Origin of the sequence: Rhizobium sp. Root1204 (assembly GCF_001424965.1) — a bacterium.
In the GTDB taxonomy this organism is placed as follows: domain Bacteria; phylum Pseudomonadota; class Alphaproteobacteria; order Rhizobiales; family Rhizobiaceae; genus Pararhizobium.
This window is the reverse complement of sequence record NZ_LMCZ01000019.1, coordinates 47172-60070: the sequence shown is the minus strand read 5'-3', so window position 1 is coordinate 60070 and position 12899 is coordinate 47172. Positions and strand designations below refer to the sequence as shown.

The 12899-nt window shown below is 57.0% G+C and carries 13 protein-coding genes and 2 pseudogenes; 8 read left to right on the top strand and 7 right to left on the bottom strand.

Annotated elements, in window-relative coordinates:
- Window positions 1-1192 precede the first annotated feature (1192 nt).
- Window positions 1193-1927: type IV secretory system conjugative DNA transfer family protein (locus ASC96_RS33550; RefSeq protein ID WP_210171870.1), on the top strand; the 735-nt coding region annotated here is incomplete at its 5' end.
- Between the two features lie 554 nt (window positions 1928-2481).
- On the opposite strand, the gene ASC96_RS17550 is transcribed toward ASC96_RS33550, so the two are convergent.
- A complete protein-coding gene (locus tag ASC96_RS17550; RefSeq protein ID WP_060504454.1) occupies window positions 2482-3732 on the bottom strand; it encodes a DUF763 domain-containing protein in 1251 nt (416 codons plus the stop codon).
- A 155-nt stretch (window positions 3733-3887) separates the two neighbouring features.
- On the opposite strand from ASC96_RS17550, the gene ASC96_RS17545 reads away from it, so the two are divergent.
- Window positions 3888-4361, top strand: a complete 474-nt coding sequence (locus tag ASC96_RS17545; RefSeq protein ID WP_060504430.1) for a hypothetical protein — start codon at window positions 3888-3890, stop codon at window positions 4359-4361.
- Window positions 4362-4545: 184 nt separating this feature from the next.
- Here ASC96_RS17545 and ASC96_RS17540 read toward each other — a convergent pair whose 3' ends face one another.
- Window positions 4546-5700 carry a YihY/virulence factor BrkB family protein gene (locus ASC96_RS17540; protein ID WP_244482132.1) on the bottom strand — a complete coding sequence of 385 codons (1155 nt, stop codon included), beginning with the start codon at window positions 5698-5700 and terminating at the stop codon, window positions 4546-4548.
- Window positions 5701-6031: 331 nt separating this feature from the next.
- Between ASC96_RS17540 and ASC96_RS32745 the strand changes: the two genes are divergently transcribed.
- Both ASC96_RS32745 and ASC96_RS17530 read left to right on the top strand, forming a co-directional pair.
- Complete coding sequence (locus tag ASC96_RS32745) at window positions 6032-6253, top strand: hypothetical protein (protein ID WP_156397616.1); 222 nt, start codon at window positions 6032-6034, stop codon at window positions 6251-6253.
- A 258-nt stretch (window positions 6254-6511) separates the two neighbouring features.
- Window positions 6512-6982 (top strand): Hsp20 family protein, encoded by a 471-nt coding sequence (locus ASC96_RS17530; RefSeq protein ID WP_060504428.1) that lies wholly within the window; start codon window positions 6512-6514, stop codon window positions 6980-6982.
- Between the two features lie 318 nt (window positions 6983-7300).
- Here the strand turns inward: ASC96_RS17530 and ASC96_RS33870 are convergent.
- The 3 genes and pseudogenes from ASC96_RS33870 to ASC96_RS33545 all read right to left on the bottom strand — a co-directional run.
- Window positions 7301-7441: pseudogene (locus ASC96_RS33870) on the bottom strand (ATP-dependent DNA ligase); the annotation flags it as partial.
- Window positions 7440-8345: pseudogene (locus tag ASC96_RS17525) on the bottom strand (NAD(+) synthase); the annotation flags it as partial. The pseudogenes ASC96_RS33870 and ASC96_RS17525, both read right to left, overlap by 2 nt.
- A gap of 74 nt (window positions 8346-8419) precedes the next feature.
- On the bottom strand, window positions 8420-8692 hold the full coding sequence (locus ASC96_RS33545) for a hypothetical protein (RefSeq protein WP_060504427.1): 273 nt from the start codon (window positions 8690-8692) through the stop codon (window positions 8420-8422).
- On the opposite strand from ASC96_RS33545, the gene ASC96_RS33540 reads away from it, so the two are divergent.
- Entirely contained in the window at window positions 8691-8924 is a 234-nt protein-coding gene (locus ASC96_RS33540; RefSeq protein ID WP_060504426.1) for a hypothetical protein, read from the top strand. The two genes, ASC96_RS33545 and ASC96_RS33540, sit on opposite strands and share 2 nt — an antisense overlap.
- A gap of 118 nt (window positions 8925-9042) precedes the next feature.
- Window positions 9043-9150, top strand: coding sequence for a VOC family protein (locus tag ASC96_RS31890; RefSeq protein WP_244482130.1), 108 nt, complete (start codon window positions 9043-9045; stop codon window positions 9148-9150).
- A 77-nt stretch (window positions 9151-9227) separates the two neighbouring features.
- On the opposite strand, the gene ASC96_RS17510 is transcribed toward ASC96_RS31890, so the two are convergent.
- On the bottom strand, window positions 9228-9995 hold the full coding sequence (locus ASC96_RS17510) for an alpha/beta hydrolase (protein ID WP_060504425.1): 768 nt from the start codon (window positions 9993-9995) through the stop codon (window positions 9228-9230).
- 146 nt (window positions 9996-10141) lie between these two features.
- Here ASC96_RS17510 and ASC96_RS17505 point away from each other — a divergent pair, with 146 nt between their 5' ends.
- Window positions 10142-10600, top strand: a complete 459-nt coding sequence (locus tag ASC96_RS17505; RefSeq protein WP_060504424.1) for a MarR family transcriptional regulator — start codon at window positions 10142-10144, stop codon at window positions 10598-10600.
- On the opposite strand, the gene ASC96_RS17500 is transcribed toward ASC96_RS17505, so the two are convergent.
- The gene (locus tag ASC96_RS17500) at window positions 10590-10985 is read right to left on the bottom strand and encodes a hypothetical protein (protein WP_060504423.1); all 396 of its coding nucleotides are present in this window, start codon (window positions 10983-10985) and stop codon (window positions 10590-10592) included. The genes ASC96_RS17505 and ASC96_RS17500 overlap by 11 nt on opposite strands.
- Before the next feature lie 695 nt (window positions 10986-11680).
- Here ASC96_RS17500 and ASC96_RS17495 point away from each other — a divergent pair.
- Window positions 11681-12883, top strand: coding sequence for a mandelate racemase/muconate lactonizing enzyme family protein (locus ASC96_RS17495; protein WP_060504422.1), 1203 nt, complete (start codon window positions 11681-11683; stop codon window positions 12881-12883).
- Window positions 12884-12899 lie beyond the last annotated feature (16 nt).

The following is a 12899-nucleotide window of genomic DNA, read 5'->3' as shown; positions in this document are numbered from 1 at the left end:
CAGGCGGCGGCTGACANCACTTTCATTCCTTGTTGGTATCGCCGTTCGGGTCCGCCCGGCGCGCACCGGTGGCGTGTTCGTTGGCAGAATCGGCGGCAGCCTGATCAAAGTCCCTGGAGGCTTTACCCAACGTGGCTCCGGCAGGCGGCGGCTGACAAAGCCGAAGCTGTTCGGCGGCAAAAAGCTTTGGATCGATGGTGATGACGTCGGCGGCTTTGTCATCGGTCCRCCGCGYTCGGGTAAGGGCGCATCGCTGATCGTSCCCAATTGTCTCCTCTGGCCAGACAGCATCGTCGTTCTYGATATGCGCGGCGAGACCTAYGAGGCCACGGCCGGCTACCGGTCGAAATTCTCACGCGTGTTGCGCTTTTCGCCAGCCGACGAGAATGGCGATACGGAATGCTACAATCCCCTCGACTTCGTCGCCATTGATCCCGATCAGCGCGACATCGATATCAATTCGATCGCGACCGCCCTTTTACCGACRCCAARGGGCGATGCCTACTGGATTTCCGATGCGCGTGCTCTGTTTGCCGGTGTCACCTCTTGGGTTTTGGAAAATCCTGACATCCCCGACAAAGACAAAAATCTCGGAACGGTTCTCAATGTCGTCGAAGGTGGYGATCAGCCGCTGCGCGAGTGGTTGGAKGAGGTTGCCAAYCCCGAGCTTCGGGCCGAGTGGATCAGTTCWTTTACCTATACGACGATCGCGCGCTTTGCGGTTATGGCRGGAAAACAGTTCGACGGGGTTTACGGCTCGCTTGCCGCAGCCGTTCGTCCATTCAAGAACAACCGCATTTTGCGAGCRACGGCGCGCTCGACCTTCGACATTCGCGCGATGCGGCGCGAGAATRTGAGCCTGTATCTGGATTTYCGGATCCAGCAGGTTGCCTCCATTGGGCCGATCTTCAACGTGCTGATGGTCCAGTTCATGGACTACATGTCGCGCACCATGATGACGCGCGGCGAGCGCCGCGTTCTGGTCTTGCTCGATGAGTTTCAAAACCTCGGCAAGYTGGAAAATGCCCTCACCGTCGCGACCGTTCTTGGCGGCTACGGCATACCYTGCTGGTTCTTCGTCCAATCSCTGCGGTCGATCGACAACGTCTACACGCGCGAAGGTCGACAAACGCTGGTGAATTCCGCACGCGCTCAAATCTTCCTCGGAGCCCAGGATCCGGAGGACCAGCGNCTGCGGTCGATCGACAACGTCTACACGCGCGAAGGTCGACAAACGCTGGTGAATTCCGCACGCGCTCAAATCTTCCTCGGAGCCCAGGATCCGGAGGACCAGCGKTATGTCTCGCAATTGCTTGGTGAGAGGAAAGAGGTCACTGTTGATAAGGCGGTTTCGACAGGCGCCACGCTTTTTGATCGCAAGGGGGCGACCATGTCGCACAGGACAGCGATGCGTCCGCTCATGCGCCCCGATGAACTCGGGGCGATGAACGAGACACGCTGCATCATCAAGTTGCGCAATCAGCAACCCATATTCGGCCTTCGCAACTTTTACTATGCTGATAATGAACTGATGAAGCGCGCTTGGCTGCCAATCGCCGCAACCAATGAACAACACCGGATGACAAGAACTCCGGAGGTGGTGGTAGAGGACATAGACCCGTATCCATCAAACCAGGTCGCGCCAAGCATGGTGGCACCAGGCGCGAAGTTTGCGCTGAAAGCCCCTCTCACTCATGTCGCGGCGTCGGTCAGGGTCCCAAACGGACGAAACCTAGACGGTAGCAGCGAAGAGCCATCCAAGGTGAAGCCGGATTTCAGGGCTGCAATCGACGAGAGCGCTCGTCGTCAAAGCGACGCAGATGAGGCAATTGGACGAGTTCTCAATTTGTTTGGAACCACACCGGCGAAAAAACGCGCGGTCAAAAAGCTTCGTAAGGAAATTTCGGGCGCATTCAGCGATGAATAGTGAGCTTTTTGGCAATCAACGTCGGTCAGGTTTCGGCGCAACGTCGCGCGCGAAGACCTCAACCTTGAAGCCTTCGTGCGCCTTGATCAGCGCCGTGAGATTGGCCTCGTCTTTTACCTGAAGCTTTTCCGGCTCCAGAATTGACCCTTGGATGACGACATCGGAGGCGCGGCCAACCTCACTTTTGACCTGTGGGGAGGATATCGACGGCAGCGACAAAGGCCACGGCGGAGACAGACAGTAAAAATGCGGACAAACGGATGTTCATGGGACCTCCCGGACCATTGGGATAAAAAGAAAAGCCCGGCGATGAGACCGGGATTCGTCGCGGGGCGTCGGATCAATGAGCAGCAACCAGATGCATCTCCTATCAAAAAACACGTCACCGCAGGTTACCCGCCAGAGCGACTTGGCAGACACGGAAATAGGATCTGCGGTTTCTAACGATCTCCAGAAACACTAATTTCGACCGGGAAAAACAGATGCTCACGGTTAAGGTTGTCGAGGATACAGCTTTCGATTTCGACAACTTCCCGATAACGCGATGCGCAGTTTCACTCCCCGCGCAATTCGCTTTCCCAGCCGAAAACACTGCGTGACTCAAAAATCTCGGACTGGGAGTATTCTCCGGCGACGATCTCTTTCAAGGCGGGACCCGTGACATACCTCTCAAGCTGTCTCGCCTGATCATCAAGGCGCTTCAGTGCCTGCAACTCTTCATCCCGCCCAAGTCTCGCTCGCCTGACCGCAGATTTCATCACCCCGATCGTCTCGTCATAGACCTTGATGGGAACGGGGTATGGGTGGCGGTCCTTGCCGCCGTGTGCCAACGAAAATCTGGCCGGATCCGTGAACCGGCACGGCGCCCCATGAACGACTTCGGCAACCATAGCCAACGCCTTGACTGTGCGTGCCCCTACTCCTGGCGTGAGAAGCAAATCCTGGAAATCGACAGGACCGCGATCGGCAGCGGCAGCGAGCGTGGCGTGCAGCCTGCGCATGTTAACGTCGCTCTCCCGAACGTCATGATGGGCCGGCATGACGAGGTGTCGCAACAACGGGAGATCATCTTCAACGGGACGAGCGCGAGGAGCATAGTCGTCAAGGGATGCAATCTCCGTTACAATCTTGTCAGGTCCCATCGTATCCAGCAGCTCAAGCTGTGCGCGGCGAGAAGGCTCTGCTCTCGCATCGGCAAGGTTGACGATCTCGCCCTGCATTCTCCCCTCGATCGCAGCGTGTGGCGAGTTGAGGAAATCTGTTAGCCCCTCTGATAACCAATGATAACGCCGAGCTTGCCGACGTTCGCCGTTCATCCCTTGCTGGACGACAACCCATTTGCCATCGTCGGTTACCACAAACCCATGAAGATAGAGGTCAAACCCGTCCTGAACCGCGGCGCTGTCGATCTTGGCCACGAGCCGACTGGTACTTGCCAGCGCTTCACCATCGACGCCTGTCTTCTCACCGACAAGGGTTAGTTCCGAAGGCGTTTTTCTGGATTGCGCGCCGCGCCCTCCACAGACATGAATGCCGAGTTCGCGAGCACGCGGCGTCAAACCACGCTTTAATGAACCGATAACGCTGGTCGTTATGCCGGACGAGTGCCAATCCATCCCCATCACCGCGCCGAAAGACTGGAACCAGAATGGGTTGGCCAATCGACGAAGAAATTCGTCACGTCCGTAATGCAGAACAATCGCCTCGGTGATGACGGCGCCGAGACGAGTCATACGATCCCCGAGCCAAGAAGGAACGCGTCCGCCGTGAAGCGGAAGATCAGCACTGCCGGCACGACGAGCCAAATATCTGTTCCTCAAGTCTTGGAAAATGCGCAGCGGCACCATAACCGCTTGTCGATATATAGTCGCGATATCAAAGAATTTCCAAAGAACGCCGCACCGGGCGGAACTTCCAAGCCGAAAACCGATTATCCGGCACGATCACAGGAGATATTGTCATGGCCAATCCCGACCAATCCCCGGCAGTGGAATCCCTAAAGAAGGAGCGCGCTCGCCAAGCCCCGAAGTCAAATCCCGAGGAGCTTGACAAAGCCCTTGAAGCAACATTTCCTGCCTCTGATCCAGTTTCCGTATCCCACACATCCGTGTCTTCCGGTCGAGCCAATACGGATGCCGCGGAGAAGGTCGCAAAGGGTCTGGACGCCGGTTCGGAGGTTTCCGCTCCCCTTGTCGATCAGGCACTTGACGCGACAGGTGAAGGGCGACACGCTCGAGGCGAAGGCGCCGCATACCGTCGCGAGGCAGAACGCCTCGGCCAAACCGTCTCGGATTTTGCCACTGGATCGACGGAGGTCGCAAAGTCCAGGGTTATGGGGGTAGCCCGTCAAGTCGAAGACTACGCCAAGTCAAAACCGCTCAAGGCCGCTGCCGTCGTCGCTTCGATAGCGTTCCTGTTCGGACTGACCCGGTAGGGAAGGAAATAGAAACTTAATGTGGTGTAGTGGCATGCGCCGCCTTGCAATCTTCGAGCGGTTCTCGCTCATATTGCAGGATCGTCGTCATTAGCTATTTCTGTGATGCCAATCAGTGGGAGCGGTATTTCTGCGTGGGCGCATCTCGGCGATACGCTCTATCCATCGACGAATTTGCGTCGAGTCAACGATCGACAGTTTCTCCGACCGTATCTGCGACGTAGGCGCCGCGCGCACCCATCGGCCGCGGTCGTCCTGTGGTCGTATCCTGCTCGGTCTGATGCTCAAGTTCCGCGTTGAGCTCTCCGCCTATGAACAGAATGGCGATTGATAGCCATAGCCATGCCAGAAAGCCGATCAGTACTCCGAGCGTTCCGTATGTCGCACTGTAGTTTGCGAAATGGTCAAGGTAGATCGAAAAGCCGACGGACATTCCACACCAGCCGACAGTCGTGAGAGCCGCGCCCCATGTAATCCATCGAATCTTTGCGGGCTGCCTGCTCGGCCCCAAGCGGTACACGGCTGAGGAACCGACAAGCACGAATGCCAGCAATAAGGGCCACCGAAGGATCAACGCCGCACGCTCGATGTCCTGATCGAGCCATATGTAAGTCAACGCAACAGGCAAGATTGCTATAAGCCCGACCATTGCCACCGATGCGAAAATGCCCGCTGCCGTAAATGCGAGACCTAGTAGGTTGAGGGATATAAAGCCACGCTTCTCCTCCTCCTCATACGCAATATTCATTGCGTCGAAGATCGCCATCGTGCCGCGATGCGTTCCCCAGATGGCAACGCCCAGCCCGATGAAAAACGTAAACCCCAAAGTGTTGTCGTTACGCTTTGCCAGCACTTCGATTTGATCCGCAAATAGCTGAAAAGCCCCGGTTGGCAGGAATATTCCTACGTCGCGAAGATGGTGTGAGATATCTCCAGGATCGGCAATGAGGGCATACAGTGACACAAGGCCCGCCAACGCCGGGAAAATAGACAGGAAGAGATAGAACGCTACACCTGCCGAAACGAGCATCACACGATCGTCCAGAACCTCGTTATAGGTGCGATAAAGGACATCGAGAAGACCTCTTGCAGGTATTTGCTCAGGCGTTCTAGCCTCTCGCCCTCGACCGCTTGGGTTTGCGTGGACTGGGGTGTGATCATCTGCTGCCGATCGCGACAAAGCCCACAGAGAAACGCCGATGACAACAGCGCCGGCAATGGCTTGCAAGCGGGGATCATTCTGCAGCCTGCGCATATCTTCAATGGTCTCCCGATATCGCCTATGCGTATACCCTTGCACGCGCACCGATTGAACTTGCGCCGGCGTATTCTGTTCCATCGCCTCCCGAAAGGGCGTCCACCTTTCAGCTCTGGAAACCCACCCAGGGTCGATGGTCGTGTCGGTTTCACTCTGCACAAGGAATTAGCGTCAGATTGAAAAGCCTCAGTTCAATGGAACTGTCCGGATCACCGTCCATGAGACGGAAAACCTGGCCGCAGACATCGGCGGCCGAGAAGATCATGAAGGACATCCGAAGCGCCACGCGCAAGCCCCATTCGTAAGTCGATCAGTGAATTTGGAAGGACAGCTTGGCTGATGTCACAACTTCACTTCGATCATTTCGCACTATTACGAGGGCCGTGAACGGCGCATTCCCATCCAATTCGTCATGTACGACATCCTGCAGTATGAAGGCGACCTCCTGCCGCGTCGCGGCTCCATCTGCCAAATCCCGACCTTCTTGGTCTTTGAGAAATCCGTCGTCATTTTCGAGATCGAAGAAGTATCTTGTCATTTCGCAACTCCATTTGCGGCGGAAGCGTCTGAAAGCTACTTTGTTCTTCGCCCGGCTGACTTTGTTTTAGGTGACCATGGACATCGTGATGATTGAATTGCTCCTTCGAAATCTTAACGCTCGAGACACCGTGACGGTGGCCGAGGCCGCTGTCCTTGAACAAATCATCAGACGGTGACAGCTTCGGTTCATCGCTGCCATGCCGAGACTGAAAAAGAAAAAAATTGGCGGAAATCTTGAAACCGTTTTTCGTCGAGATTAGATCATTTTCGTCAGCCGCCGACAGGGGCTGGCAGAACCGGGGATGCGAGTTTCCGCGTCTCCATTCCATCTCGCTTTACGGAGGATTTGGTTATGAGAAACGATCTTGATTTTGCACCGCTCTATCGCTCCAGCGTCGGCTTCGACCGCGTGTTCAATCTCCTGAACAACGCGCAGCGCCTGCAGACAATCGACACCTGGCCACCCTATGACATCGTCAAGACCAGCGACAACGACTACCGTATCGAAATGGCGGTCGCAGGGTTCGGTGATTCCGATCTCGACATCGTCCAGGAACGCAACGTGCTGGTTATCAAAGGCCAGAAGACCGAAGCGAAGGATGGCGAATATCTCCATCGCGGCATTGCCGGACGGTCGTTCGAGCGCCGCTTCGAACTGGCGGACCATGTGAAGGTCGAAGGAGCCGGCCTGGTCAACGGTCTCCTGCGCATTGTATTGAAACGCGAGATCCCGGAAGCCATGAAGCCGCGCAAGATCGCGATTGGTACGGGTGGCGGCGAGTCAGCCCCGCTGCCGATCGAAGCCGAACGTCAGGTCGCCTAAGGCATCTGCAATGAAGAAGCGTTTAGCGAAGAACTTCGTGGTGGAAATCAGGAAGCGCCGTGGCCTGAAATCAAACAGTAAACACTTCAGCCTAATCGCACGAGCTTTCGAGCGTTTGCAGTCGCAGCCGTCGCTGGCTGCCAGAACATGATCAGAGGCGGGGAGCGTTTCCAGCGCTCCCCGCTTCATTACACCATACGATCGGGGAAGGCGGACCGGAGCAGCCTGTGAAAGCCGATCTGTTCGAGAAGCCGGGTGTATCAGCTTCGATACCGCTGGTCGTTTCTTTCCATCGCTCTATTGCCGGGCCAATTGGCCTCACGCCGCCGCCTTGCGGGATTTCGCCAGCCGCTTGATCGCCTGTTCCAGCGACCGCTGGCCATCACAGTAATCCTGCCACGCGGTGCTCTTCTTCAACAGGTCGGGCACGATGCGGATCGTGAACCGCCTGGGATCCAGAAGCGGAACGCTTGAACTGGCTGATCGTGAAGAAGCGAAACAGGAAAACCTCCAGCCACGTCTTGATCGTCGACAAAAATAAGACGCGATTCTTGCGTTCGGGAAAATGTGCCGGCCATGCACCAAGCTCGCTGGCATGCCAGGAATTGTATGCGAGATATGCGACCTTGGACGGTTTCAGGCCAAAACGGGTGATGTAATAGAGAAAGAAAACATGCAGATCGTAAGGGCCGATCTTGTCCTCCGTGCTTTGGATCAGGCCCTGCTCATCGGCAGGGACAAGTTCCGGGGAGATCACAGTATCGAGGATGCTGCCAAGCGTCTTGCCTGTCTCCTGATCGAAGAGTTGCGACTTGATGACCCAACCCACCAGATGCTGAATCTACGTTTTCGGGACGGAAGCGTTGACGTTATAATGGTTCATCTGATCGCCGACGCCGTAAGTCGACCAGCCTAGTGCGATCTCGGATAGATCACCGGTTCCAAGTACGAAGGCCCCGCGTTGGTTGGCGGCCCGGAACAGAAAGTCGGTACGAAGCCCTGCCTGGACGTTCTCGAAGGTGACGTCATAGACCGGTTCGCCCTCGGCATAGGGATGCTTGAGATCCCTTAGCAATTGCGTGGCGAGCGGTTTGATGTCGATCTCTTCCGCAATGATTCCCAGGCTGCGCATCAGTGCCCATGCGTCGGACTTCGTCGCATCGCCGGTCGCAAAACCAGTGATGGTGAAGCCAAGAATGTCAGAGCGTGGCCAACCCAGCCGGTCAAACGCCCGCGCCGCAACAAGAAGAGCGTGGGTGGAGTCCAGACCGCCCGACACTCCGATGCACAGCCGCTTGATGCCGGCGCTCTTCAGCCGCTTCATCAGGCCCTGGACCTGGATGTTGAAGGTCTCGTAGCAATCGTGTCAGGCAGCTCAGGCCGCAGTATTCATAAGGCGCTCCCGTGCCGGCGGAACATTCGGACTCTCTTGCGGTTCTAGCGGATAATCGTACTCCGTCCTGCCATATTAGTATGGCCCGAATTAAAGCACCGCGCATCACCTTCGATCATCCCGACCGGTTCCTGAGTTGCCAGGAGCAAATCGATGTGGCAGCCCGCGACATGTTGGCGGCGGCCGTTCGAGCCGGCTGGACCGAACAGGAAGCGACTGCTGCGCTGGTCGAGGTTGCCGACAATCGAATGCTCGCGCATATTGCCAACCAAAAGACCGAGGATCGCATCGCGCCGCCAAGCTGGAGCGCTGACCATGGGCCTCTACGCTTGGACGATCCGAGTACCAGGCCGTGAGCCGATCGAGCGCGTTTCAGAGATCGACGAACTGCATCAGACGCTGGACGCGCTGGACCTGCCAAGGGCACCCTCGCCTCTTGAGATCACGGCCGACTCCGACGTGATTGTGCCGGATAGAGGCAGTTTTCGACACGCTGATCTCGAAGAAAGATTCGACTGGACGGTAAGTTGGGTAAAGGTCACACCGTGACCGCATACCGTAACCGCTCAAGTGGGTTTGCCCTACAAGAGAGATGAAAACCCTTGATGGTATTTAGTCGTAGATTCGCTATTTTAGGATTGAGTGGACGTTTTTTGGCGGGACAGAAATGCCATCGCTTTCCCTGCACCATGTGTCGATCATAACCGCTGATCTGCAAAAATCTCTTCCGTTTTACCGTGAGGTATTCGGACTTTCAGAAATTCCTCGACCCTGAGCGCTGCCTAACCCGATATGGAAAAGCCACCACCCTTTTGGATGGTGGCCTTTCAAGGCATGAGCCAGATGTTGTGATTACTGCGCAGCCTCTTCAATCAGGTCAGCGACAGCCTGAGGTTGGGAGACCATGACGACATGGGATGCCCCCTTGACCACGATCGTGCGCTTGGAGCCGGCTCGCTCAGCCATGAAGCCAAGGGCCTGTGCAGGGATGTTCTTGTCGCCATCGCCGTAGATGAAGTAGGAAGGCAGGTTCTTCCAGGAAGGAGCACCGGACTTCTCCGTCAGTGCGGCTTCCGTGATTGGGCGTTGACCGGCGGCCATCAAGGCTGCGTCCTCCACCGAAACGTCGTGGGCGAATTGATCGTGGAATTTTGCCTGGTCGATGGAAAGATCGATACCACCCTTGGTCAGCTTCACCGGAGCAGCCAGCGCCTGGCCGAGCGTGCCGCCAGGAAATTTACCAGCGAGATCCGCGGCCGCTTCCCCAGCTTCCGGGGCAAAGGCTGCAACGTAGACCAGCGACTTGACGTTTTCATTGCCATTGGCTGCGGTCGAAATCACTTGGCCACCATAGGAATGGCCCACGAGGACGACCGATCCCTTGATGCTTGAGACGATGTCGGAGACATAGGCTGCATCACCGGAAACACTGCGCAAGGGGTTGGCGGCGGAGACGACCGTATAACCGTCCTTCTGCAGGATTTTCGTGACGCCATTCCAGCTGGAGGAGTCGGCAAAGGCGCCGTGAACGAGAACAACGGTGGGCTTTGCGGGTTGAGCGATCGCAGTGCCGGACAGCAGAGCGGCTACAAAAGCGACGGTGGCGGCGAACTTGAACATGACAATTCCTTTTCGTGATTGGGTAAGAGCGGATTATTGTTTGCTGGCGATTAGTTTGTGCACAATACATATTCGCCTGAAGTCATCCTGTCAACCGCTTGCAAATAGATCGTGCACAAATTATTTTGACCGGAAAGGAGATCGCCATGAAGAATCCAGACGACGATTCCGGGGTTACCGGAATGCTCTGCTTTACCCTCTATTCCGCAAGCCATGCGTTCACGCAGCTTTACCGGCCCCTACTGGACAAGCTTGGCCTCACCTATCCGCAATATCTGGTCATGGTGTCGCTCTGGAACCGTGACGGCCAGAACGTCAAGGAGTTGGGCAATACACTCTTCCTGGACTCCAGTACGCTGACGCCCTTGCTCAAGCGGCTGAGCGCTGCCGGGCTGATCACTAGAACGCGCAACCCCGAAGACGAACGCGAGGTGCTCCTGCATCTGACGGAGAAAGGCCGCGCCATTGAGGGACAGGCCGGCGATGTCATGCAATGTATCGGCGAAGCGGCCGCGCTGGACACGGAAACGCTCGATAGCCTTCTCGGTACGATCGACGCCCTGCGCGACCGTCTTCACGCGAAGATGAATAAAGTCAGTACATGACGGTCCTGAGCGCGACCTTGACCGGCGAGCCCGACTGATATCGGGCGCTGCCCCGCGCCAACAGCCAACCATCCTTGCGCTCCAGACGCACAACGATCCGAAGAGGCGCCGAGGGAACCGAGGGTTCTGACGAGGCCAGGGAGAATGCGATCGTCTTCGAGCCGCCATTGCTGTCGACACGTGTCTGGGCGGCGCGCCTCTTGTTCTTGACGGCGAGGTCTTCGAGATAGATTTCGAGCTGACCTTCGGGGATGGTGGAGCCGCCTTCGAATGTAATCGTCCCGTGAATCTCGGCGGATTGCGCGGCAGCTGGTCCGGCGACCGCAGCGACGGCGACAGCTCCCGCAGCCATGAGGACTGTCCGGCGGTTGGTCTCGCGTGTCATTTCATCCTCCATGACCGATCAGCGCTCCCCCGACAGTTAAGGACTGGGGTGCCCGAAAGCGTCCCAGTCCTGTTCATTATATGATGATGAAGTCCGACGCAGAGAGCTGCAGGTTCTTTCCGAGCTGGGCAAACTGGATCGCTGCTACGCTTCCGCCCCCATCCTCGTCATAGGACAGGGCGCCGCTGTCAGTATAACCATCGGGTGGCTGCCTTCGCAATGCTCGTTCCGCTTGCGCTAACTTCCAACACCTGGTCGACCCGCAAGCTCGGCCCGCGTTGGATAAAGCTCCACCGCCTCATTTATTTGATCGCGATGGCAGGCGCGCTACATCGCCATGTCTGTCAAGGTCGTGGGGCCGGGACCATGGGCTTACATCGCTATGATCGGGGTATTGCTGGCGTGGCGCGCAGTGCGGCGGAGATTCAACAGGCATAATCGTGATAGGGTAAGGGGATCGGTATTTACCCGCCCCACCTAGTGCTCCACGACTGTCCTGCAACACGAATAATCCCAGCTACCGAACGCAACCGTCTCCACTTAAGCGCTGGCTGAATGGGAAGAATTTCACAAACCCGCGGATTCGTGCTGAGAACCCTCGATTGTCGCTTCTAAGTCGTCCGACAACATGACAATAAGGTTGGATGAAAAAACAGTGATGCTTGTTACGGATTAGATACTCGGCGGAGGGAATGATGAAGATTACAAGCCTGGAAACCGTTCGCGTTGCAGAACGTGCCAACCTCCTCTGGGTGCTCGTACATACTGATGAGGGTTTTACGGGACTTGGGGAAACGTTCTTCGGCGCTGAAGCGGTTGAGGCTTATGTACACGAGTATATTGCTCCACGCGTGATCGGCCGCGATCCTCTTGAGATCGACAGGCTTGCCGCTGACCTCGTTGGCTATCTCGGCTTTCGTTCATCCGGCGCCGAGGTGCGTGGCAATTCCGCCTTCGATATTGCGCTTTGGGACCTTTTCGGCAAAGCGACCGGGCTGCCGATCGCGCAGTTGCTCGGCGGCTTCACCCGCAAGGAAATCCGCACCTACAATACCTGCGCCGGCACGGAATACATCAAGAAGGCGACCGGGCAGACGACCGCCAATTACGGCCTGTCCGATGGGAAAGGCTATGACGACCTGAACGGGTTCCTGCACCGCGCCGATGAACTCGCCCACTCGCTGCTCGAAGAGGGCATCACGGCGATGAAGATCTGGCCGTTCGACGGAGCTGCCGAAAAATCGCGTGGAACCTACATTTCCATGCCGGACCTGAAACAGGCGCTCGAACCCTTCGAGAAAATCCGTTCCGCCGTCGGGGACCGGATGGATATCATGGTCGAGTTCCATTCGATGTGGCAGCTGCTGCCGGCCATGCAGATCGCCAAGGCGCTCGCCCCCTACAACACGTTCTGGCATGAAGACCCGATCAAGATGGATAGCCTCGCCAGCCTCAAGCGTTACGCGGAGGTCTCGCCGGCGCCGATTTCCGCGTCCGAAACGCTCGGATCGCGCTGGGCCTTCCGCGACTATCTCGAAACGGGTGCGGCCGGCGTTGTGATGCTCGACATCAGCTGGTGCGGCGGTCTATCGGAAGCGCGCAAGATCGCTGCCATGGCGGAGGCCTGGCATCTTCCCGTCGCGCCGCATGATTGCACCGGGCCAGTCGTGCTTTGTGCCTCTACCCATCTTTCCCTCAACGCGCCGAATGCCCTGGTTCAGGAAAGCGTGCGCGCCTTCTACAACACCTGGTATCGCGACCTTGTCACCGCCCTTCCCGAAGTCCGCAACGGGATGATCACCGTGCCGCCGGGCGCAGGGCTTGGGATGGAACTCAACCCGGAGCTTGAGCGGGCGTTCACCGTCAGCCGCCGTGTCTCCGATGGTTCGTCGATCTGATTTGTCCGGGGATAGT

Coding starts and splice junctions, on each gene's coding strand:
- ASC96_RS17545 (WP_060504430.1), top strand. CDS start 3,888: ATGGCCAATCCCGACCAATCCCCGGCAGTGGAATCCCTAAAGAAGGAG.
- ASC96_RS17540 (WP_244482132.1), bottom strand. CDS start 5,700: ATGGAACAGAATACGCCGGCGCAAGTTCAATCGGTGCGCGTGCAAGGG.
- ASC96_RS32745 (WP_156397616.1), top strand. CDS start 6,032: ATGTACGACATCCTGCAGTATGAAGGCGACCTCCTGCCGCGTCGCGGC.
- ASC96_RS17530 (WP_060504428.1), top strand. CDS start 6,512: ATGAGAAACGATCTTGATTTTGCACCGCTCTATCGCTCCAGCGTCGGC.
- ASC96_RS33540 (WP_060504426.1), top strand. CDS start 8,691: ATGGGCCTCTACGCTTGGACGATCCGAGTACCAGGCCGTGAGCCGATC.
- ASC96_RS33545 (WP_060504427.1), bottom strand. CDS start 8,692: ATGGTCAGCGCTCCAGCTTGGCGGCGCGATGCGATCCTCGGTCTTTTG.
- ASC96_RS31890 (WP_244482130.1), top strand. CDS start 9,043: ATGCCATCGCTTTCCCTGCACCATGTGTCGATCATAACCGCTGATCTG.
- ASC96_RS17510 (WP_060504425.1), bottom strand. CDS start 9,995: ATGTTCAAGTTCGCCGCCACCGTCGCTTTTGTAGCCGCTCTGCTGTCC.
- ASC96_RS17505 (WP_060504424.1), top strand. CDS start 10,142: ATGAAGAATCCAGACGACGATTCCGGGGTTACCGGAATGCTCTGCTTT.
- ASC96_RS17500 (WP_060504423.1), bottom strand. CDS start 10,985: ATGACACGCGAGACCAACCGCCGGACAGTCCTCATGGCTGCGGGAGCT.
- ASC96_RS17495 (WP_060504422.1), top strand. CDS start 11,681: ATGAAGATTACAAGCCTGGAAACCGTTCGCGTTGCAGAACGTGCCAAC.